At 63.9% G+C, this 22033-nt stretch carries 19 protein-coding genes; 18 read left to right on the forward strand and 1 reads right to left on the reverse strand.

Going from position 1 to position 22033, the window contains the following annotated elements; genetic code table 11:
- Positions 1-68: 68 nt before the first annotated feature.
- The 18 genes from AB4Z43_RS19120 (at position 69) to AB4Z43_RS19205 (ending at position 19621) form a co-directional block, all read left to right on the forward strand.
- Complete coding sequence (locus AB4Z43_RS19120; protein WP_069091746.1) at positions 69-1181, forward strand: ABC transporter substrate-binding protein; 1113 nt, start codon at positions 69-71, stop codon at positions 1179-1181.
- A gap of 20 nt (positions 1182-1201) precedes the next feature.
- Complete coding sequence (locus AB4Z43_RS19125; RefSeq protein ID WP_069091747.1) at positions 1202-2035, forward strand: ABC transporter permease; 834 nt, start codon at positions 1202-1204, stop codon at positions 2033-2035.
- Positions 2035-2841 carry an ABC transporter permease gene (locus AB4Z43_RS19130; protein ID WP_069091748.1) on the forward strand — a complete coding sequence of 269 codons (807 nt, stop codon included), beginning with the start codon at positions 2035-2037 and terminating at the stop codon, positions 2839-2841. Before AB4Z43_RS19125 ends, AB4Z43_RS19130 begins: the two co-directional genes overlap by 1 nt.
- Before the next feature lie 110 nt (positions 2842-2951).
- Complete coding sequence (locus tag AB4Z43_RS19135) at positions 2952-3674, forward strand: SDR family NAD(P)-dependent oxidoreductase (protein ID WP_019857141.1); 723 nt, start codon at positions 2952-2954, stop codon at positions 3672-3674.
- 245 nt (positions 3675-3919) lie between these two features.
- On the forward strand, positions 3920-4327 hold the full coding sequence (locus AB4Z43_RS19140) for a DUF3168 domain-containing protein (RefSeq protein ID WP_038645591.1): 408 nt from the start codon (positions 3920-3922) through the stop codon (positions 4325-4327).
- Between the two features lie 172 nt (positions 4328-4499).
- On the forward strand, positions 4500-4799 hold the full coding sequence (locus AB4Z43_RS19145; RefSeq protein WP_019857143.1) for a hypothetical protein: 300 nt from the start codon (positions 4500-4502) through the stop codon (positions 4797-4799).
- A gap of 71 nt (positions 4800-4870) precedes the next feature.
- Positions 4871-5536: a response regulator transcription factor gene (locus tag AB4Z43_RS19150; protein ID WP_019857144.1), complete on the forward strand. Its 666-nt coding sequence runs from the start codon at positions 4871-4873 to the stop codon at positions 5534-5536.
- A 40-nt stretch (positions 5537-5576) separates the two neighbouring features.
- The gene (locus tag AB4Z43_RS19155) at positions 5577-6947 is read left to right on the forward strand and encodes an ATP-binding protein (protein WP_069093365.1); all 1371 of its coding nucleotides are present in this window, start codon (positions 5577-5579) and stop codon (positions 6945-6947) included.
- Positions 6947-7591 (forward strand): hypothetical protein, encoded by a 645-nt coding sequence (locus AB4Z43_RS19160; RefSeq protein WP_441938728.1) that lies wholly within the window; start codon positions 6947-6949, stop codon positions 7589-7591. Before AB4Z43_RS19155 ends, AB4Z43_RS19160 begins: the two co-directional genes overlap by 1 nt.
- A gap of 172 nt (positions 7592-7763) precedes the next feature.
- Positions 7764-8903 carry a c-type cytochrome biogenesis protein CcmI gene (gene ccmI, locus AB4Z43_RS19165; RefSeq protein WP_019857147.1) on the forward strand — a complete coding sequence of 380 codons (1140 nt, stop codon included), beginning with the start codon at positions 7764-7766 and terminating at the stop codon, positions 8901-8903.
- An 8-nt stretch (positions 8904-8911) separates the two neighbouring features.
- On the forward strand, positions 8912-9355 hold the full coding sequence (gene ccmE, locus AB4Z43_RS19170) for a cytochrome c maturation protein CcmE (protein ID WP_010915048.1): 444 nt from the start codon (positions 8912-8914) through the stop codon (positions 9353-9355).
- Between the two features lie 38 nt (positions 9356-9393).
- Positions 9394-11385, forward strand: a complete 1992-nt coding sequence (locus AB4Z43_RS19175; RefSeq protein WP_441938729.1) for a heme lyase CcmF/NrfE family subunit — start codon at positions 9394-9396, stop codon at positions 11383-11385.
- Entirely contained in the window at positions 11382-11849 is a 468-nt protein-coding gene (locus AB4Z43_RS19180) for a cytochrome c-type biogenesis protein (protein ID WP_038645598.1), read from the forward strand. The genes AB4Z43_RS19175 and AB4Z43_RS19180 overlap by 4 nt, the downstream gene beginning before the upstream one ends.
- Before the next feature lie 134 nt (positions 11850-11983).
- Positions 11984-13534: a Do family serine endopeptidase gene (locus AB4Z43_RS19185; protein WP_019857150.1), complete on the forward strand. Its 1551-nt coding sequence runs from the start codon at positions 11984-11986 to the stop codon at positions 13532-13534.
- A 355-nt stretch (positions 13535-13889) separates the two neighbouring features.
- A complete protein-coding gene (locus AB4Z43_RS19190) occupies positions 13890-14564 on the forward strand; it encodes a response regulator transcription factor (RefSeq protein WP_027046649.1) in 675 nt (224 codons plus the stop codon).
- A gap of 8 nt (positions 14565-14572) precedes the next feature.
- Positions 14573-16051: an ATP-binding protein gene (locus tag AB4Z43_RS19195; RefSeq protein WP_441938730.1), complete on the forward strand. Its 1479-nt coding sequence runs from the start codon at positions 14573-14575 to the stop codon at positions 16049-16051.
- Positions 16051-19011: a bifunctional [glutamine synthetase] adenylyltransferase/[glutamine synthetase]-adenylyl-L-tyrosine phosphorylase gene (locus AB4Z43_RS19200; RefSeq protein WP_441938731.1), complete on the forward strand. Its 2961-nt coding sequence runs from the start codon at positions 16051-16053 to the stop codon at positions 19009-19011. The genes AB4Z43_RS19195 and AB4Z43_RS19200 overlap by 1 nt, the downstream gene beginning before the upstream one ends.
- 139 nt (positions 19012-19150) lie before the next feature.
- Positions 19151-19621, forward strand: coding sequence for a hypothetical protein (locus tag AB4Z43_RS19205; protein WP_038652367.1), 471 nt, complete (start codon positions 19151-19153; stop codon positions 19619-19621).
- Between the two features lie 45 nt (positions 19622-19666).
- On the opposite strand, the gene AB4Z43_RS19210 is transcribed toward AB4Z43_RS19205, so the two are convergent.
- A complete protein-coding gene (locus tag AB4Z43_RS19210) occupies positions 19667-21988 on the reverse strand; it encodes a PAS domain-containing sensor histidine kinase (RefSeq protein WP_019857156.1) in 2322 nt (773 codons plus the stop codon).
- Between the last annotated feature and the right edge of the window lie 45 nt (positions 21989-22033).

Here is a 22033-nt window from a genome sequence, read left to right on the forward strand (position 1 = left end):
CGCCGGCGCGGCCTGATCCGGCGCACCGGCTTCCGGACTGAAATCAACGAAAACAAAGGGGAACTGACATGAACGACACCAAGAAAAACGCCATCGACACGCTGTCCGAAAGGGCCAGACGCGGCGAGATCTCGCGCCGCCAGTTCACGCAGCTGGCAGCCCTCGTGCTCGCCGGCACGCCGATGCTGCTGCGCTCGACCGGAGCCTTTGCCGCGGCCAAGGAACTGGTGCTGGTCAACTGGGGTGGCGACGCCATCACCGCCTATGATGCGGCCTACGGCCAGGCCTTCACCAAGGACACCGGCATCACCGTCAAGATGGACGGCTCGGGCCCGACCGAGGGCGCCATCTCGGCGCAGTTCAAGAGCGGCGCGCCGACCTGGGATCTTGTCGACGTCGATCCGTTCTCGGCGATCACGCTCGGCGCCCAGGGCGCACTCGAGCCGATCGACTACAAGATCGTCGACAAGACGAAGATGCGCCCCGGCTTCGGCTGGGAGTATGCCGCCTCGACCTACTTCTTCTCCTATGTCATCGCCTATGATTCCGAGAAATACGGCAAGGACGCCCCGACCGGCATGGCCGACTTCTTCGACGTGAAGAAGTTTCCCGGCAAGCGTTCGCTCTACAAATGGGGCGTGTCGAGCTGGGAGGCGGCGCTTTTGGCCGACGGCATCGCGCCGGCTTCGCTCTATCCGCTCGACCTCAAGCGGGCGCATGACAAGATCGCCGCCTTCAAGGAAAATGTCGTCGCCTACTGGGGCGGCGGCGCCGAGAGCCAGAGCGTGCTGCTCAATGGCGAAGCCTCGATGGCCATCGTCTGGTCGACCCGCGCCTCACTGATCGAGCAGGATTCCGGCGGCAAGATCAAGTTCATCTGGGACCAGGGCCTGATCTCGCCCGGCGCGCTGGCCGTTCTCAAGAACAATCCCGGCGGCAAGGACGCGGCGATGAAGTTCATCGCCAGCGCACAGGATCCGCAAAAGCAGCTCGTCATGTTCGACAAGCTCGGCCAGGGCCCGGCCAACCCGGCGGCCGATGCGCTGATCCCCGCCGACAAGAAGCGCATCAACCCGGTCGATCCCGAAAACATGAAGAAGCAGATCGCACTCGACATGGATTGGTACGCCAAGAACTACGGCGCGGCGCTCGACGAATACACCAAGATCATCTCCGCCTGAGAGCGGGATGCTGATCTGAGATGAGAGGCGTTCTCTCCGACAGGATGGGCGCGGCGCTGTTGATGGCGCCGCTGCTCCTGTTCCTCGTCCTGGCCTATGCCTGGCCGTTTCTCGGCGTGGTGAAGTGGAGTTTTACTCTGCCGACGCCGGGGCTTGGCCAATATGATGCCTTGCTCACCGACGATCTGGTCCAGTCGGTGTTCATCCGCACGCTGCGCATCGCGGCGATCGTCACAGTTGTTTCCGTCGCCGCCGCCTACGCCATCACGGTCGTCTGGGTGCGTGGCAGCCCGGCGCAGCGCCTCATCGCCGAATTCTGCATCCTGGTGCCGTTCTGGATCTCGGTGCTGACCCGGGCCTTCGGCTGGGTGGCTCTTTTGTCCAATCGCGGCCTGATCAACACCTGGCTGCAATCGATCGGTTTCATCTCCGAACCGCTGACCTTGGTGCGCAACGAGTTCGGCGTCGTCGTCGGCATGGCGCATTTCCTCATTCCTTTCGCGGTCTTCCCGCTGGCATCCGCCATGCGCAGCCTCGACGACCGCGTGCTGCTTGCGGCGCGCGGGCTTGGCTCCAGCCGTACGCGCACCTTCTGGACGGTGTTCGTGCCGATGACACGCTCCGGCATCATCGGTTCGGCGCTCATCGTGTTCGTCTTCTCGCTCGGCTTCTTCGTCACGCCGGCAATCCTCGGCGGCGGCCGCAGCGTGATGATCGCCGAACTGATCTATCTCAGGATCTTCCAGAGTCCGGACTGGGGGCTGGGGGCTGCGATCAGCGTCGTGCTGGTGCTGTTCGTCGGCGCGCTGATGGCGCTGCTGTTCCGCTATGTCAGACCGAAGCAGTTGATTTGATGCCGACCTATCGCCCCGGTCCCGTCTCGCTGATCCTCGCCGCCCTTGTGGCGCTGTTCCTGCTGATGCCGCTGCTTGCGGTCATCCCGGTGTCGCTGACGCCGAGCCGCATGCTGGCGATGCCGACGGGCGAACTGTCGCTGCGCCACTATCGCTCGCTGATCGAGGATCCGCGCTGGCTCCAGTCGATCCTGCTGTCGATCCGTATCGGCATCGTCAGCAGCGCGATTTCCACAGTGCTGGCGCTTTGCTTCAGCCTCGGTGTGTGGATGTTCCAGCCCCGCTTTACCGCGGCACTGGTCGGTTTCGTGCTGTTGCCGATGGTGGTGCCGCCGGTGGTGTCGGCGATCACGCTCTACTTCCTGCTGACCTCGATCTCCGGCTTCAGCTCGTACTTCGGCTACGACACCTGGCTCGGCGTCGCCATGGCCCATTCGGTGATGACGGTGCCCTTCGCCACCGTGTTGATCCTGGTCTCGCTCAGCCAGCTCGACCGCCGCATCGACCTTGCCGCGCGCGGCCTTGGCGCAACTGTCTGGGAGCGTGCTACCCGCATCATCATGCCCAACATCAAGTTCGGCATCATCACAGCTGCGCTTTTGTCCTTCGTACTGTCCTGGGAAGAAATCGGCGTCACGCTGTTCATCACCTCGGTCAACGCCATCACGCTGCCCCGCCTGATGTGGATGGGCCTGCGCGACAACATCGACCCGGCGATCGCCGCCCTTTCGGTGATCCTAATCATCATCACGGTGCTGGTGCTGGCGGTGCGCAGTGTGATGACCAGGCAGCGCGCCGGGCCCTAGACAAACCGCACCGAGATGCGGCCGAGCCTCGCCCGTCTCCTCGACTTCATTCACGATACGGCGCTAAATATACTAAATATATACAAAGCACTGGCGTTTCATGGGAGGTGATGATGTCGGTGACGTATGATTTTTCGGGCCGAACAGCAATCGTCACAGGAGGCGCCCGTGGTATCGGTCGAGCGATAGCCCACAAGCTCTCTTTGAGTGGAGCGGACGTCTGGATCTGGGATATTGAGCCCGTCGAGCTTGAAGGCACACGATCTCTTTCAGTGGACGTGACGAAACGCGATAACGTCATGCAAGCGCTGACCATCATGGGTGAAGTCGGGGTCGACATTCTCGTCAACAATGCGGGGTGGCTGGGTGGCTATAAGCCGTTCGAGGAATTCGAACCGGCGGAATGGCAGAGAATCCTGCAGGTCAACCTTCTTGGCACGTTCGAAGTAACGCATCGCGTGCTCCCGCTTATGCGACGAGCGGGAAAGGGTCGTATCGTCAACATGGGATCCCTTGCCGGGAAAGAGGGACTGCCGAGCCTTGCGGCCTATTCCGCGGCCAGCGCCGGTGTCATCGCTTTTACCAAAGCACTGTCGCGTGAGATCAGCGATACCGATATTCGCGTCAACTGTATCGCTCCGGGACCGATCGATACGCGCCTTATCCGCGATCTCGGCAATGAAACCGTCGATGCGATGATATCGGCAAGTCCGCTGAAGCGGCTCGGCGATCCGAACGAGGTAGCGGCGCTCGTGGTGTGGCTTTGCTCGGATGCCAGTGCGTTCAACACCGGCGCTGTTTTCGACATGTCGGGCGGCCGAGCCCGATACTGACAGAGATCGCGGGAATCAAAGTATCCCCGGGCAACATGCCGGCTGAGCAGATCGGCTCTCCAAGGTTGCTCGGCATGGCAATCTGTTCATCACAGGGGTCGTATTTTCGAGATCATCGGCGATCATGATCGCGACGAGACGAATCATGCGATATGGCGCAGGCTTGACGAGCCGGTACGCTGCGCGTGAATTTGCCAATATGACGAACCGCTTGCTCAAGGCATGACAGGCGAGGGGGACGAAAAATGACCGCGCCCGGCGATTTGCTGCAGGCACTTTTTCTGAGGCTCAAAAGCGATAAGTCGCTGTCTGCGCTGCTTGGTGGCGCCGGGCTGCTTGAGCGGGCGACCGAGAATGCCGCCTTTCCCTACGTGACTTTTGGTCAGACCAGTGCCTTTGACTGGGACACCGGCGCCGAGAACGACGACGATCAGTTGATTACGCTGCATGTCTGGTCGAAAGCCCATGGTGAAGACGAAACCCTTGCCATCATGGCCGCCATCAAGGCCCGCCTTGCCAACGCCGCACTGGTGGTCGGCCGGCGCGGCAAGACGCGGCTGTCGCTTGAATTCACCGAGGCCCGTTACGACGAGGAACTCCTCGTGCATCACGGGCTGCTGCGGTTTCGCGCGCTAACGCAGGAAAATGCCTGACACGCTTTCAATCTGACCGAAACGGAGTCTAGACTGGCGTCTGCGGGATTTCTGCGGGTCGGGGCGTCGAAATGGCAATCGGTCGTCTGGCGTTCAGGGGTGTAGCGGGCATGGTTTTCGCATCGATCACCGTTCATTTCACGTTCAGCACCGATGCGTTACAACGCCGACCATGAAAACGCTTCGCTCCCACTTTCGAACCGCGACCCTGGCGCTCTGTGCGGCCGGGCTGTTGGCGTCGCAGGCGACGGCGATGTCGGTGATCGCACCCGACCAGTCCAGCCCGATCGTCCTGGCCGCATCCGACTGCTACGCGATCGGCCAGCAGGTGGCCGAGCAGAATGGCGGGACGCTGGCCAAGGCCTCGCAGTCGACACGCGGTGGCCAGCCGGTCTGCGTCATCGTCGTGCTGGTGCCTGGCAAGGACGGGCAGCGTCCGCGCCGTTCCGAGATCGTCGTTCCGCAGAACTGACCCACCCGTTTCCCAGGCTGCCGGAATCGGCCTATATCTGAACAAGTCCTTCAAAAGGTATCGATCTCCGCATGCGCGTACTCGTCGTCGAGGATGACAAGGATCTCAACCGGCAGATAGCGGACGCGCTGGTCGACGCCGGCTACGTCGTCGACCGTGCTTTCGACGGCGAGGAAGGCCATTTCCTCGGCGACACCGAACCCTACGACGCCGTCGTGCTCGATATCGGCCTGCCGCAGATGGACGGCATCAGCGTGGTCGAACGTTGGCGCCGTGGCGGCCGCAAGATGCCGGTGCTGATCCTGACCGCGCGCGACCGCTGGAGCGACAAGGTCTCCGGCATCGATGCCGGCGCTGACGACTATGTCACCAAGCCCTTCCACATCGAGGAGGTGCTGGCGCGGCTGCGGGCGCTGATCCGCCGCGCCGCCGGCCATGCCTCGTCGGAACTCACCTGCGGGCCGCTGCGCCTCGACACCAAGGCCTCGAAAGCCGATGTCGACGGCGTGCCGCTGAAGCTGACCTCGCACGAATTCCGCCTGCTTGCCTATCTGATGCACCATATGGGCGAGGTGGTCTCGCGCACCGAACTGGTCGAGCATCTCTACGACCAAGATTTCGACCGCGATTCCAACACCATCGAGGTCTTTGTCGGGCGGCTGCGCAAGAAGATGGGCATCGACATGATCGAAACCGTGCGTGGCATGGGCTACCGCATGCGCGAGCCGGAGGCGTAACTCGGAACCGCTCAAACCAACCGCAAGGGCGCCGCTTTCGCTGCGTTTGTGGCCGCGTTCGCTGACGTTCCGCGTGATCGCCTTTTCCACCGTGTGGGCGATCCTGACCCTTGTCGTCATTTTCACCCTGATCACCACGCTCTACCGCCAGGCCAGCGAGCGCGGCTTCGACAGCCTGCTTTCGGCGCATCTGTTCAACCTGATCGGGTCCATCGGCATTTCCGACACCGGTGCGCTCACCGGCGCCCCGGACCTTGGCGACCTCCGCTTCTCCGAGCCGAATTCCGGTTGGTACTGGTCGGTCGAGCCTGCCTCGGAAGGTGTGCATGGTGACCTTCATTCGTCGTCGATGACGAGCAAAATTCCGTCGCCAAGCGTCGCCGAGGTGCCCTTCAATGCCAGCTTCCAGCGCAGCTATTCGGCCGAAGGGATAGACGGCGAGCAGCTCGAAGTGTTCGAGAGCGAATTCGTGCTCGATGCCAAGAACCGCGCCGCGCGTTTTCGCGTGATGGGCAACCAGAGCGAACTCGAACAGGAAATCGCCACCTTCCAGCGCCGCCTGCTGACCTATCTCAGCCTGTTCGGCGTCGGCATGATCGCCATCAACGCCATTGCCATCCTGCTCGGCCTGCAGCCGCTGCGCCGGGTGCGCAACGCCCTTGCCATGGTGCGCGAAGGCACCGCGCAGCGGCTCGACGGCCGCTTTCCTGCCGAGATCGAGCCGTTAGCTAACGAAACCAACGCCTTGATCGAAAACAACAAACGCATCGTCGAGCGCTCGCGAACCCAGGTCGGCAATCTCGCCCATTCGCTGAAGACGCCGCTTGCGGTGCTGCTCAATGAGGGCCGGGCGCTTGGCGGCGCCAAGGGACAATTGATCGCCGAGCAGGCCGCCTCGATGCAGAAGCAGGTCGACCATTATTTGCAGCGCGCCCGCGTCGCGGCGCAGCGCGACAGCGTCGTCTATCGTACGCCGGTAGCGCCGCTGGTGCAGCGCATGGTGCGGGTCTTGCAGAAGCTCAATCCGCAGACCAGCCTGTCGCTGTCCCTGCCGGCCACCGAGATCGTCTTTGCCGGGGAGCGCGAGGACCTCGAGGAACTGCTCGGCAATCTTCTCGAAAATGCGATGAAATGGGCAAAAAGCGCGGTCTCGGTCACGGTGGCGCCCCTGGCCGGCAAGGACGACAATCTTTTCGAGATCAGCATCGACGACGACGGTCCTGGCATTCCCGAGGACAAGGCGCGCGATGCGCTGAAGCGTGGAAGGCGTCTGGACGAGACAAAACCGGGAACAGGTCTGGGACTTGCCATTGTCGCCGACCTCGTCAACGAGTATGGAGGCGTTCTCGCGCTCGAACGGTCCGACCTGGGTGGATTGAAGGCAGTGGTGCGCTTGCGGAGCCTTCAGTGATGATCCCGGACCAATCGACAGCGATGGAAGGCGTTTGTCATGGCGGCATATCGATTGATCCCGGAGCAATGCCGATTACTCTCGAACTTGCCGGCAGCGGCCAAATTTCCGACAAATATCAATACTATGGCCACGCCTACTTCTCCGATGACGCGGCCCCCGGCGCATCCATGGCAGGCTCCAACTCAAGAAAACCGGTTGTTGGCATGAAGATTCGCGTCGCGCTTGTTTCCGCATTGCTGGCCGTCTCCGGCTGCACCACCTTGAGCGGCAAGGGCCCTACCGTGACTCCGACACCGGCCTCGACGCCTCCGACAAGCGGCAAGGTCACCAAGTCGATCATTTCGGCGATGGACGGCGGCCTCGTCGGCGGCTCGATCGGCAATGGCCTCAGCGACGCCGAGAAGCGCAGTGCGCTCGAGGCCGAATACAAGGCGCTTGAATATACGACGAGCGGTCAGAAAGTGGCGTGGAAGGGCGATCAGGCTTCGCACTATGGCGAGGTGGTTCCGGCCCAGCCCTATCGCGTCGGTTCGCAGGACTGCCGCCAATACACGCAGACGGTGTTCACCGGCGGCGCCGGGGTGACGGCGCGCGGAACCGCTTGCCGCAATGCCGATGGCAGCTGGACGCCGCTAACCTGACAGCTGCATGTCGCCCAAAAGTGCGCAGCGGTTTTGGGACAATGACATGCACCAAAAACGGACCGGCCCAGCTCCGGTTGATGTCGATCAAGGACGTCAGGCGCGCTGACCGTCAAAGCGTCGCAGGATGCCTGTGTTGGCAGGGCGGGGCTCTGTCGTTATTGGAAGAACCATGCTGTTCTGGGTCATAGCCGCGATACTGACGCTCGGCGCGAGCCTGGCGGTGCTGCTGCCGCTGGCCGCGGGAGCCAAGGGCACGTCGTCGAGTGGCGATCACGATCTGGAAGTCTATCGCGACCAGTTGTCCGAGCTTGACCGCGACGCCGGGCGCGGCCTGATCCAGCCGGTGGAAGCGGCCGAGGCGCGCGCCGAAATCGCGCGCCGCATCCTGCGCCTCGACAATGCCGATACGGCCGGCAAGGCATCGGCCCGGCCGGCTTCGGTCACGGCGCGGCTTGTCGCGACCGTGGCCGTGCTGGCGGTCCCGCTGGTCAGCTGGGGTGTTTACAGCCAGATCGGCTCGCCTGACTTGCCGGCGCAGCCGCTCAGCCAACGGCTGACCAAGAACCCGGCCGACAGTTCGGTCGACGAATTGGTTGCACGCGCCGAGGCCCACCTTGCCGCCAACCCGTCCGACGGCAGGGGGTGGGACGTGCTGGCCCCGGTCTATCTGCGCATGCAGCGCTTCTCCGACGCGGTCGCCGCGTACCGCAATGCCATCCGCCTCGCCGGCGACAGCGCTGTTCGCCAGGCCGGCCTCGGCGAGGCAATCGCCGGTGCCGCGGGCGGTATCGTTTCCGCCGATGCCCAGGATGCCTTCGAGGCGGCGCTGAAGCTCGATCCCGCCAATGCCAAGGCCAGCTTCTACCTGGCCGTGGCCTTGGCGCAGGAGGGGCGCAACAAGGAAGCGACCACGGCCTGGCAGGCGATGCTGGGCACTTTGCCGCCGGATTCGCCATGGCGCAGTGCCGTCGAGCAGGCACTGGCAAAATCCGCTAGCCCCGAAGTCGCTTCCGGCGCGGCCGCGAAGGGCCCCGATGCCGCAGATGTCGACGCGGCATCCTCCATGTCGCCGCAGGATCGCGAAGCCATGATCAACACCATGGTCGCCGGCCTCGACGAAAAACTGCGGCAAAATCCGCGAGACACGGAAGGATGGATGCGGCTCGTTCGTTCCTATGTCGTGCTGGGCAAAACCGATCAGGCGCGCGAGGCGCTCGGTCGCGCCATCGCCGTCTTTGGCGCCGGCAGCGACGAAGCCAAGAAATTCACCGCCTTTGCCGCCTCGCTCGGCCTGACGGCGACGGAGTAAAACGTGTCATGACACGCAAGCAGAAGCGATTGTCGGTCATCGTGGGCGGATTGGCTTTCCTGGGTGCCGCCACCGGGCTGACCTTCTACGCGCTTGGCCAGAAGGCCTCCTACTTCTACATGCCGGCCGACCTCACCACGGCGAGCGTCCAGCCCGGCCAGCGCATCAGGCTCGGCGGTTTGGTCGAAAAAGGCACCATCCAGCGCGGGCAGGGCGCGACGGTCGCCTTTTCGGTCACCGACACGCACAAATCGGTCAAGGTCACCTATACCGGAATCTTGCCCGACCTCTTTCGCGAGGAGCAGGGCGTCATCACCGAGGGCAGTTTCGGTCCGGACGGCGTCTTTGTTGCCGACAGCGTGCTTGCCAAGCATGATGAGCGCTATATGCCCAAGGAAGTGGCCGACGGGCTGAAGGCCAAGGGCGTCTGGCAGGAGAGCAAGAGTGAATAGCCCTGGCGGGAGAGCAAGAGTGAATTGCGGAAACAACCATGGTTGAGACCGGACATTTCGCCCTGGTCCTGGCGTTTGCGCTTTCGCTGGTGCAGACGATCGTGCCGCTGTTCGGCGCACGCCTCAACAACCAGCGCCTGATGGCTGTCGGCGGTCCTGTCGCCGTGACCGGCTTCGCGCTGACGGCGCTGTCCTTTGTCGCATTGGCGAGCGCCTATGCGAACTCCGATTTCTCCGTGGCGAGCGTCTGGGAAAACTCGCATTCGCTGCAGCCGATGATCTACAAGATCACCGGAACCTGGGGCAATCACGAAGGCTCGATGCTGCTCTGGGTGCTGATCCTGACCTTCTTTGGCGCGCTTGTCGCCGCTTTCGGCTCCAATCTGCCGGCGACGCTGCGCGCCAATGTGCTGGCCGTCCAGGGCGCTATCGGCGCTGCCTTCTTCCTGTTCATCCTGGCGACGTCCAATCCTTTCATCCGGCTCAATCCGGCGCCGATCGAGGGCCGCGACCTCAACCCGGTCCTGCAGGATCTCGGCCTGGCCATTCATCCGCCGCTGCTCTATCTCGGCTATGTCGGCTTCTCCATCTGCTTTTCCTTCTCGGTCGCCGCCCTGATCGAGGGGCGCATCGACGCCTCCTGGGCGCGCTGGGTGCGGCCATGGACGCTGGTCGCCTGGATGTTCTTAACTGGCGGCATCGCCATGGGGTCGTACTGGGCCTATTACGAACTCGGCTGGGGCGGTTTCTGGTTCTGGGATCCGGTCGAGAACGCCTCCTTCATGCCGTGGCTGGCGGGCACCGCGCTGCTGCATTCGGCGATCGTCATGGAAAAGCGCTCGGCGCTGAAGATCTGGACGCTGCTGCTCGCCATCCTCACCTTTTCGCTGTCGCTGCTCGGCACCTTCCTGGTCCGTTCGGGCGTGCTCACCTCGGTGCATGCCTTCGCCACCGATCCGGCGCGCGGCGTCTTCATCCTGTGCATCCTGACGCTGTTCATCGGTGGCTCGCTGGCGCTGTTTGCGCTGCGCGCCTCGAGGTTGACCGCCGGCGGCCTGTTCCATCCGATCTCGCGTGAAGGCGCGCTCGTCCTCAACAATCTGTTCCTGACCACTGCGACCGCCACAGTGCTCGTCGGCACGCTCTATCCGCTGGCGCTGGAGGCGCTCACCGGCGACAAGATCTCGGTCGGGGCACCGTTCTTCGACCTGACCTTCGGCCCATTGATGCTGCCGCTTCTGGTCCTCGTGCCGTTCGGCCCGCTGCTCGCCTGGAAGCGCGGCGACATCATCGCCGCGTCTCAGCGTCTGATGGCGGCCTTTGCCACGGCGCTGGCGGCGATGCTCGTCACCGGCCTGTTTATCGACGGCGCCTCGGTGTTCGCCGCCCTCGGCATCGGCCTTGCGGTCTGGCTGGTCGCCGGTGCGCTCACCGACCTTGCCGTCAAGTCCGGCGTCGGATCGGTTGCGCCGGCCGTCATGGTCAGGCGCTTTGCCGGCCTGCCGCGCTCGGTCTTCGGCACGGCATTGGCCCATCTCGGCCTCGGCCTGACCTTGCTCGGCATCGTCGCCACGCTCTCTTTCGGCACCGAGAAGATCCTCACCATGCGCGCCGGCGAGACGGTGGAATTGTCTGGCCATACGCTGCGTTTCGTCGGGCTTTATCCGGCGCAGGGGCCAAACTACAGCGAGGACCGTGGCCGCTTCGAGCTGATCGGTGTCAGCGGCAGTCCTGTCGGCGAAATCAGTTCCGCCAAGCGTTTCTATCCGGTGCGGCAGACGACGACGACGGAGTCCGGCATCAAGACCCTTGGTCTTTCCCAGCTCTACCTATCGCTTGGCGACGAGGCCAAGGACGGCACGGTCGTGGTGCGCCTGTGGTGGAAGCCGCTGGTGACACTGATCTGGGGCGGCGGTCTGGTGATGATGGCGGGCGCCGCCATGTCGCTGATGGACAGGCGTCTGCGTGTCGGCGCGCCCTCGCGCCGGCGCAAGCAGGCGAACGTCGTGGCGCCCACGGTCCTGCCATGAAGGCAAGGTTCTGCGCCGCGTTGCTCGTCCTGATGCTGGCGCTCGGCTTTGCCGGCACGGCGCTGGCGGTGAAGCCTGACGAGATGCTGGCCGATCCGGCGCTCGAGGCGCGGGCGCGGGCGCTGTCGGAAGGCCTGCGCTGCATGGTCTGCCAGAACCAGTCGATCGACGAATCCGATGCCGACCTTGCCCGCGACCTGCGCATCCTGGTGCGCCAGCGCCTCGTCGCCGGCGATACCGACCAGCAGGTCATGGACTATGTGGTTTCGCGCTACGGCGAATTCGTGCTGCTGAAGCCGCGCTTCGACCTGCGCAACGCACTGCTTTGGGGCACGCCGGCGCTGTTGCTGCTGGTCGGAGGCGTGTTCATCGTGCTGACCGCGCGCTCGCGCCGACCCCTGGCGACAAAGAGCCTGTCCGCCGATGAACAGGCGGCATTGGACGCTATCCTGCACCGCGACTGACGGCTCCCTTCGACCGCCAACATTACCAAAGTTTCATGCGTCGGAAATGGCGCGGTAATGTGCGCCGCTCTAATTCTCCTTTCCTGAGGATGCCGATCAAGCCGCGTCCCTTTTGAAAGAGGATACGAGACCCCATGAATATTGCCCCCAATTCATACTCCCGCACCCGCAAGCGTCTCCTGGCTGCCGCCGCTTCCGTCGCCGTTGCCGGCGTGATCGGCGTTGGCGCGCTGACCAGCGGAACCAGCCCCGTTCTGGCCGATGCCGTACGCGTCGAGGCGCCGCAGGTGCAAGGTTTCGCCGATGTCGTCGAGCGCGTGTCGCCCGCCGTGGTCAGCGTCAAGGTGAAGGCCAAGATCCAGCCGACCGCCGATGATGGCTCCGATGGCCAGGACGGCTTCGACAATCTTCCCAACAATCCGCAACTGCGCCGCTTCTTCAAGGAATTCCGGGGCTTTGGCGACCAGGGCGGCCAGGATGACGAAGGCCATCGCCGCTTCGGTCACCGCGACCACAGCAATGACCAGCCGCGCCCGGTGGCGCAGGGCTCCGGCTTCTTCATCTCCGAGGACGGCTACCTCGTCACCAACAACCACGTCGTCGAAGAGGGCACCGCCTTCACCGTGGTGACCAATGACGGCAAGGAACTCGACGCCAAGCTGGTCGGCACCGACCCGCGCACCGATCTCGCCGTGCTGAAGGTCGAAGGTGGTGGCAAGTTCACCTATGTCGACTTCGCCGACGATTCCAAGGTTCGCGTCGGCGACTGGGTCGTGGCAGTCGGCAATCCGTTCGGCCTCGGCGGCACCGTCACCGCCGGCATCGTATCGGCGCGCGGCCGCGATATCGGCGCCGGCCCCTACGACGATTTCCTGCAGATCGACGCCTCGGTCAACCGCGGCAATTCGGGTGGCCCGACCTTCAACCTCAACGGTCAGGTGGTCGGCATCAACACGGCGATCTTCTCGCCCTCGGGCGGCAGTGTCGGCATCGCCTTCGACATTCCTGCCTCGACCGCCAAGCAGGTTGTCGAGGACCTGATGAAGAGTGGCGCGGTGCAGCGCGGCTGGCTGGGCGTCGAAATCCAGCCGGTTACCTCGGACATCGCCGAATCGCTCGGTCTGAAGTCCAACAATGGTGCGTTGGTGTCGAGTGCCCAGGACGAAGGTCCCGGCAAGAAGGCCGGCATCACGGCTGGCGACGTCATCACCCAGGTCGACGGCAAGGATGTTGCCTCGCCGAAGGAACTCGCCCGCCTGATCGGCGCCTATTCGCCCGGCAAGTCGGTTGACGTCACCGTCTGGCGTGGCGGCAAGAGCCAGACGATCAAGGTCGATCTCGGCAAGCTGCCGGCCAGCGACAAGCAGGCCTCGAACGATCAGCAGCAGCCACCCGCCGCTCCGGCGAAGCCTGATACGCTGGCCGATCTCGGCCTCACCGTCACCAAATCCGAAAACGGCAAGGGCCTTGTGGTGACCGATGTCGATCCCGACAGCGCTGCGGCCGACCGCGGCATTCAGCCGGGAGACATCATCACCGCGGTCAATTCGAACGAAGTGAACGGCACCGAGGATGTCACCAAGGCGATGACCGACGCGGTGAAGTCCGGCCGCAAGGCGGTGCTGATGCAGGTAACCCGCGACAACAACAACCGTTTCGTCGCGCTGCCCGTCGCCAAGGGCTGACAACGACTTTTCCGGTGCGGCGGTATCAAACACCCCCGAGCCGCCGCACGGGAAAGCATGGAGCCGGGTACGTTAGTCAGTCATCGTGCTCTCCTCCAGCGGCAGCGGGCCTCCCATCGCCCGCTGCCGCACATTCTAAAAGCCGCCCAAAAACGCTGCCTCGGGCCTGAGCCGAGAGAATGTGATGATTTGCCCGATCATGCCTCGAAGCGGGCGTGTCCAGGATGAAGACAATCACAGAGTAAGATTCTTCCGCGCGGGACCTCGATCATCTTGATCGCGATGCGCTTTGGCAAAGGCTAAAATGCAGATGTCTGCCACTCAACCTTCCAGCGAAATCGCGTATAACGGCCCTATGAAGATTCTCGTCATAGAAGACGATCGCGAGGCTGCCGATTATCTGCAGAAAGCCTTCACCGAGGCTGGTCATACCGCCCATGTCGCCGGTGACGGCGAGACCGGTTTTGCGCTTGCGGATGCCGGCGACTATGACGTGATGGTCATCGACCGGATGATGCCGCGCCGCGACGGTCTGTCGGTCATTGCCGGTCTTCGCTCCCGCGGCAACACCACGCCCGTGCTGATCCTGTCGGCGTTGGGCGAGGTCGATGACCGGGTCACCGGCCTGCGCGCCGGCGGCGACGATTATCTGACCAAGCCCTATGCGTTTTCCGAACTTCTGGCTCGCGTCGAGGTGTTGAACCGCCGTGCCAGTGCCAAGGAAGCCGAAACCGTCTACCGGGTTGGCGACCTTGAACTCGACAGGCTGTCGCATTCGGTGCGCCGGGCGGCGCGCGAGATCACCCTGCAGCCGCGGGAGTTCCGCCTGCTCGAATATCTGATGCGCCATGCCGGCCAGGTGGTGACGCGCACCATGCTGCTCGAAAATGTCTGGGATTATCATTTCGACCCGCAGACCAATGTCATCGATGTCCACGTCTCGCGGCTGCGCGGCAAGATCGAAAAAGGCTTCGACAAGCCGATCCTGCATACGGTTCGCGGCGCCGGCTACATGCTGAAGGGCGGCTAGGCGACAGCATGGCTCTCTCCGTGCCGGCCATCATGAGGACGACGGCAGCGCGGCTTTCGGCGCTTTACCTTCTGCTCTTCGCGCTCTGCGCCGTGCTGCTCGTCTTCTACATGACCTCGCTTTCGGCGCGCATGCTGACGGCGCAGACGCAGGAGACCATCAACGACGAAGTGCTGGGCCTCGCCCGCGCCTATCAGCGCGGCGGCCTGCCCGTGCTGGTGCGCGTGGTCGAAAACCGCTCCCGCCAGCCTGGGGCCAACCTCTATCTCATCGCCGATGCCAACGGCCAGATTCTAACCGGCAACGTACAGAGCCTCGAGCCGGGGGTGATCGACACCGAGGGTTGGACGACCGAGCCGTTCTCCTACAAGCGCTTTGGCGAAGGCGAGCTTGATCGCCTTCGCAGCGGAACGTCAGACCAGACGCCGCCGCCTGCGACCGGCGAGAACGCGGTGCCGGCCGAAGGCGAGAAGGGCCACAACGCCATTGCGCTGGTGCTGCGGCTGCCTAACCAGATGATCATGCTGGTCGGCCGCGATCTTGGCGAACCGGAGCGCTTTCGTGCCGTCATCCGCCGTGCGCTGACGCTGGCGCTCGGCATGATGGGGCTCGGCGGACTGCTAATCTGGTTCTTTGTCGGCCGCGCCGCGCTGAAGCGCATCGACAGCGTGTCGGAGGCCAGTCGTCGCATCATGGGCGGTGATCTCTCGGGCCGGCTGCCGGTGACCGGCGCCGGCGATGAATTCGACCGGCTTTCGGAAAATCTCAATTCCATGCTGGCCAGGATCGCCACGCTCAACGAAGGCCTCAAGCAGGTTTCCGACAACATCGCGCATGATCTGAAGACGCCGCTGACCCGGCTGCGCAACCGCGCCGAAGCGACACTTTCGGGCAAGCACAAGCCCGCCGATTACCGCCAGGCGCTGGAAGGCACCATCGCCGAGTCCGACCAGCTGATAAAGACCTTCAACGCCATCCTGATGATCTCCCGGCTCGAGGCCGGATATTCGTCAGAGCACACCGATCGCGTCGATCTGGCGGCGGCCGTGCGTGATGTCGCCGAGCTCTACGAGCCGGTGGCGGAAGAGGCTGGCGTTTCGCTCGAAGCCGACGTGAATGGCGCTTTTCTTGTCGACGGCAACCGCGAGCTGATCGGCCAGGCGCTGTCCAACATCGTCGACAATGCGATCAAATATTCGACGGACTCCACATCCAAGCCGGCCGTTCGCGTGACGCTCGAGCGGACCCATGGCGAGATCAGGCTTTGTGTCGTCGACAACGGCCAGGGCATTCCGGACGATGCCGATCGGGCCCGGGCGACCGAACGTTTCGTGCGGCTGGAGAAGAGCCGTTCGCAACCGGGCTCCGGCCTTGGCCTCAGCCTCGCCAAGGCGGTCATGAGTTTCCATCATGGAAGGCTTGATCTCTTGCCTGGCAATCCGGGACTATCCGTGGTCATGAGTTTCCCCGCACGGGAGGATCACTGATGGCTGCGGTTGCGAAGCGGACGGTCACGGACTGGCAGTTGAAGCCTGCCCTTGGGCTCGCCCCTCTCGACGAAGCCAGGTCGCGGCAGGAACTGGCCGAAATCGCCGCGGCGGCACGCGAAGAAGGGTTGACGCGGCTGGCCAAATTCCTGGCCGGCAAGGGGGAGGGCCGGGATTTCTTGGCCGCAGTCTTCGACCTCTCGCCGTTTTTGCGTGACGCGGCGCGGCGACGGCCTCGTATCCTGGATGCCCTTTTCGACCAGCCGGTCGAGGCGCGCCTGGAGGCGATCACCGCCGCGATCGAACAGGCGCCGTTGGCCGAGGCGGTCTCCGAATCCAGCCTGATGATGGAACTGCGCCAGTGCAAGGCCGAGGCACATTTCCTGATCGCGCTGGCTGACCTTGCCGGTGAGGCGGAAACGTCGCTGACCGTGCGGCGGTTGAGTGATCTTGCCGAGGCTTGCTCTCGCGCGGCCGTCGACTTCCTGCTGCGCGACGCGCATGGCCAGGGCAAGCTCAAACTGCGGGATCTCGACAACCCGTCGCTGCAATCGGGCTGGATCCTGCTCGGCATGGGCAAGCTTGGCGCGCATGAGCTGAATTTCTCCTCCGACATCGATCTTGTCGTCTTCTTCGATCCGGAAGCGCCTGCCGTGGTCGACCCGCTCGACGCCACGGAGCTGTTTTCGCGGCTGACGCGGCGCTTGGTGCGCATCCTGCAGGACCGCACCGAGCACGGCTATGTCTTCCGCACCGATCTCAGGCTGCGTCCCGATCCCGGTTCGACGCCGCTGGCGATTCCGGTTGAAGCGGCTCTGCGCTATTACGAAGCGCGCGGCCAGAACTGGGAACGCGCGGCGATGATCAAGGCGCGTCCGGTGGCCGGCGATCTGGCTGCGGGTACTGCATTCCTCAGGGAACTCCAGCCCTATATCTGGCGCAAATACATGGACTACGCGGCGATTGCCGACGTCCATTCGATCAAGCGCCAGATCCACGCCCACAAGGGCCATGGCGAGATCGCCGTGAAGGGCCATAACGTCAAGCTCGGCCGAGGCGGCATCCGCGAAATCGAGTTCTTCGTCCAGACCCAGCAGCTCATCGCCGGCGGCCGCTTCCCCGAACTGCGCGGCCGCGAAACGGTGCCGATGCTTGGCCAGCTCGCCGCGCGCGGCTGGATCACCGCCGATGCGCGTGACGCACTCGCCCGCCAATACTGGTTCCTGCGCCGTGTCGAGCATGCCGTTCAGATGGTGGCGGACGAGCAGACGCACACGCTGCCGGAAGACGATGAAGGGCTGGAGCGCATCGCCCACATGCTGGGCTTTGCCGATGCGGCGGGGTTTTCCCTGGCATTCCGCGCCTCGCTGCAGCAGGTCGAGCGCCATTATGCAGCCCTTTTTGAAACGGCCCCGGAGCTTTCGGCGGGGATCGGCAATCTGGTCTTCACCGGCGATGTCGATGACCCCAACACGCTGCAGACCTTGCAGGGTCTCGGCTTCCAGCGGCCGAGCGACATCTGCCGCGTCATCCGCGGCTGGCATTTCGGCCGCTATCGCGTCACCCAGTCGGCGGAAGCGCGTGAGCGGTTGACGGAATTGACGCCAGCGCTGCTCAAGGCCTTCGGCCAGACGCGCCGGGCGGACGAAGCCTTGATCCGTTTCGACGAATTCCTTGCCGGCCTGCCTGCCGGCATCCAGCTGTTCTCGCTGTTGCAGTCCAACCCGGCGCTGCTCAAGCTGATGGCGACGATCATGGGCGCCGCGCCTCGGCTGGCGGCGATCATCACGCGCCGGCCGCATGTTTTCGACGGCCTGCTCGACCCGGCCTTGCTGACTGAACTCCCCGACCGCGCCTATCTCTCGGCACGGCTTTCCGCCTTCCTTGAAGGCGACAGGGCCTATGAGGAGGTGCTCGACCGGCTGCGCATCTTTGCCTCGGAACAAAAGTTTCTGATCGGCGTGCGGCTGCTTGCCGGTTCGATCGATCCGGCCCGCGCCGGCCGCGCCTTTTCCGATCTCGCCGATCTCACCATCGAGGCGGCGTTGCAGGCGGTGACCGCCGAATTCGCGGCGCGCCACGGCACGATCGCCGGCGGCGTGGTTTCGCTGCTCGGCATGGGCAAGCTCGGCAGCCGCGAATTGACCGCGGGATCGGACGTCGATCTCATCCTGCTCTACGACCATGACGCGGACGCCGAGGACTCCGACGGCGACAAGCCGCTGGCGCCTTCCCACTACTACACCCGCATGACGCAGCGGCTGATCTCGGCCGTATCGGCGCCGACGGCGGAAGGAGTGCTCTACGAACTCGACCTGCGGCTGCGGCCGTCCGGCAACAAGGGGCCCGTGGCCACCCACATCGATGCCTTCAAGAAATACCAGCGCCAGGAGGCCTGGACCTGGGAACACATGGCGCTGTCGCGGGCACGCGCCGTTGGCGGCGATGCCGGCCTGTGCGCCGAGGTCGAAGCGGAAGTCGCAGCCGTGCTTGGCCAGCCGCGCGACGCGGCAAAGGTGAAGACCGAAGCCTCGGACATGCGCGCCATGATCGAGAAGGAAAAGCCGGCACGCGATCTCTGGGACATCAAGCTGATTCCCGGCGGGCTGATCGATCTCGAATTCATCGCCCAGGTGGCTGTCATCACCGGGAAGGTCGAGGCCGGGCCGCGTGTCACCGGTACGGCGGAGATCCTGTCCCGCCTCGCGCCTGGCTTCGCCGGTGCCGGGGTCAGGCAAGAGCTTGGTGCCGCCTTCGCACTCTATCTGGCGCTGACCCAGATGACCCGGCTGTGCCTCACCGGCCCGTTCGAGCGCGACGACGTTCCGCCGGGGCTTTCGGATCTGCTTCTGGCGGTCACCGACCTGCCGGATTTCGGTGTGCTGGAAGCACATCTCAAGGAGACGTCGCAGAAGGTCAGGAAGGACTTTGATCTTTTGCTTCATGCCGGACGACCATGAAATAACTGTCGAAGCATCGGACCCAAAAGTGGAAGCCGGTTTTGGGAAAATCCGATGCTCGAACAATGAGATAGAGCGGCAACAGGATCGAAGATCCGCCGCTCTCGCATCGGGGGTGACGATGCAACAGGAGAAGACCATGAGAAAGTCAACCAAGCTTGCCCTCGCCTTCGCAGCACTTGCCGGCGCCGTCGGCACCACCGCCTATGCCGAAAACAATGCCAGCGCGAAAATGCGCGACGGCATGATGGCCCGACTCGACAAGGCGATGAGCTATTCAGGCGGCGCCATCACCTTCGACCAGTTTTCCGACGCCATGAACGCGCGGCTGAAGAAGCTCGTTGCCGACAATGGCGGCAAGCTGACCGTCGCCCAACTCGCCGACGCGCTGGAGAAGGCGCGCTTCGAGCGGATGGCCAGGCGCATCATCGCCCGCTACGACACCAAGGGCGACGGCACGCTGACCACGGATGACATCACCGGTCGTGAGAAGAAGGTGTTCGCCATGCTCGACAAGAACAATGACGGCAAGATCGAGAAGAGCGAACTGCCGAAGGGCCATCGCCTTGGCCATCACCGCCAATCGGATGATGACGACGGCGTCCAATAACATTGTTTGATCAAGGCTCCGGCGATATCGCTCGGAGCCTGCTGCTCAAGCGGCGGCCCTGACGGCCGGCGGCGCCTTCTTCACCGGAATGCGCACCGACACGATCGTGCCGACACCTTCGGTCGAACGGATCTTCAGCGCGCCGCCCTGGAGCTCGGCCAGCGAACGTGAGATGGCGAGACCGAGACCGGACCCAGCATGGTTCTTGGAGAACTGGTTTTGCACCTGTTCGAAGGGTCGGCCGAGCTTGCCGAGCGCCTCTTTCGGGATGCCGCAGCCATTGTCCTCGATGGTCAGCACCAGCGCGCCCGATGTGTTGCGGGCCCTGACCGATATATGGCCGCCCTGGCCGGTGAACTTCACCGCGTTGGACAGAAGGTTGATGACGATCTGCTTGATCGCCCGGCGATCGGCGAACAGACTCAGAGCGTCGGCGATGCGCGTTTCCACCGTGATCGCCTTTTGCGCTGCCTGCAACGAGACGACGCGCACCGTCTCGCTGATCAGCGGACCGAGGTCGATCTGCTCCTGGTCCAGCGAGAACTGGCCGGCCTCGATCTTGGACATGTCGAGAATATCGTTGATAACGCCGAGCAGGTATTTGCCGCTGCTGTTGATGTCGGTGGCGTACTCCTCGTAGCGCGCCGACCCCAGCGGACCGAACAGCCGCTGTTCCATCAACTCGGAGAAGCCGATGATGGCGTTCAGCGGCGTGCGCAACTCATGCGACATGTTGGCCAGGAATTCGGACTTGGCCCGGTTCGCCGCCTCGGCGCGCTCGGTTTCCTTCATGTATTTGCGGTTGAGGTCGACGAGTTCGCGCGACCGCTCCTCTTCGGCCCGCCGCGCGAGGCTGAGATCATGGATCGTCGCCATCAGCCGCCGTTCGCTGTCGACCAGCTTCTCCTGATGCAGCTTGATCTGGGTGATGTCGGAGCCGACCGAGACGATGCCGCCGTCCCGGGTCCGAAGCTCATTGACCTGCAGCCAGCGGCCGTCGGACAGCTGCCGCTCGAAAGTGGCGCCACCTTGCGGACCATTGGTGTTGGCAAGCCGGCGTTCGGACGCAAAGGCCAGCATCCGCCCTTCCAGCGAAGCGCGTGTCACACCCGGCATCACGTCGCGATCCGACAGTCCGTTGTCCTGCTGGTATTTGGAGTTGCACATGATCAGCCGCTGCGCCGAATCCCACAGCACGAAGGATTCGTTGATGTTCTCGATCGCTGTTCTCAGGCGAAGGTCGGCGGCTTCGGACCGCAACGCCAGATGGCGCTGTTCGGTGACGTCGACGGCGATGCCGATCAGCTGGATTTCCGGCGCCTCCGGATCCATGACCTGCGCACGAGCACGCATCCACACCCATTGGCCATCGGCATGCCGCATCCGGAACACCTGGTCGATGTGGTCGATTTCGCGAGCGACGATTCTGTTGGCGAGCTCGAACAGGTCGCCATCTTCGGGATGGATGATCTCGTCGACCTCGCCGAAGGACAGCATCGTATCGCAGGGCTCGTAGCCCAGCATGTCGTACATGGAACGCGACCAGTACATCTTGCCGCGCACCATGTCCCAGTCCCACAGGCCGCAGCGGCCACGCACCAGCGCCATGTCGATGCGCTGATGCGCTTCGAGGTAGATGCGGTCGGCGGCCTGGGCGCGCGCCGCCTGCCCGAAATAGGCGTAGAGGATGATGATCAGCACGCCGGCCGTCAGCACGAACAAGGTGACGTTGAGCGAGACGGTCTTGCGCCACGTGTCGAAGACCGCCTCTTGCGGCACCAGCGCCGCCGCGGCTCCCTTGCGATCCTTGGCCACGCTGACCGCGGCGTACCAGTCCTGGCCGCCGATGTTGACCTCCATGACGCCGGCACGGTCGCCGAACATGAACAGCGGCTGGCCGCCCTGGACGAGGCCGTCGAGCGAATGGCCTTGCCAGGGCATCGAGCGCGGCGTCACCGCGGTGATCCTGAAAGCGCTGTCGGTGATGACGAGCACATGGCTGCGGCCCATCGCGCCCTGGCGGCTTGTGGTCTCCAGCAGGTCCTGGACAGCGCCGGGCACGGTGTCCGAGGTGGTGGCCAGCGAACTGGCCAGCTGGCCCGCCGCCAGCGTCAGGATCGCCTTGGCGTCGCGTTCGACATCGTCGCGCTCATTCATCAGCGACAGCACGCGCAGCGCCGCGATGACGAGCAGGAAGATGATGATGAGGGCCGGTATCGACCGGCGCAGCAGCGGTTCGGCGGCCAGAAGCCGCTTGTAGGCCGGTTCGGCAATGAGCCGCGTATTCCCGGCAAGGCCGTCGCTGCGCGCCTCGCGACGCGCAAAAACCATCCCACCGGGCGCGCCCCACGCGTCCGCCTTTGCCATAAATGGCACTCCCCGAATTGCCTATGCTGCTTTGTGATCCGGCAA

The sequence above is a fragment of the Mesorhizobium sp. 2RAF45 genome (assembly GCF_052115225.1).
Taxonomy (GTDB): domain Bacteria; phylum Pseudomonadota; class Alphaproteobacteria; order Rhizobiales; family Rhizobiaceae; genus Mesorhizobium; species Mesorhizobium jarvisii.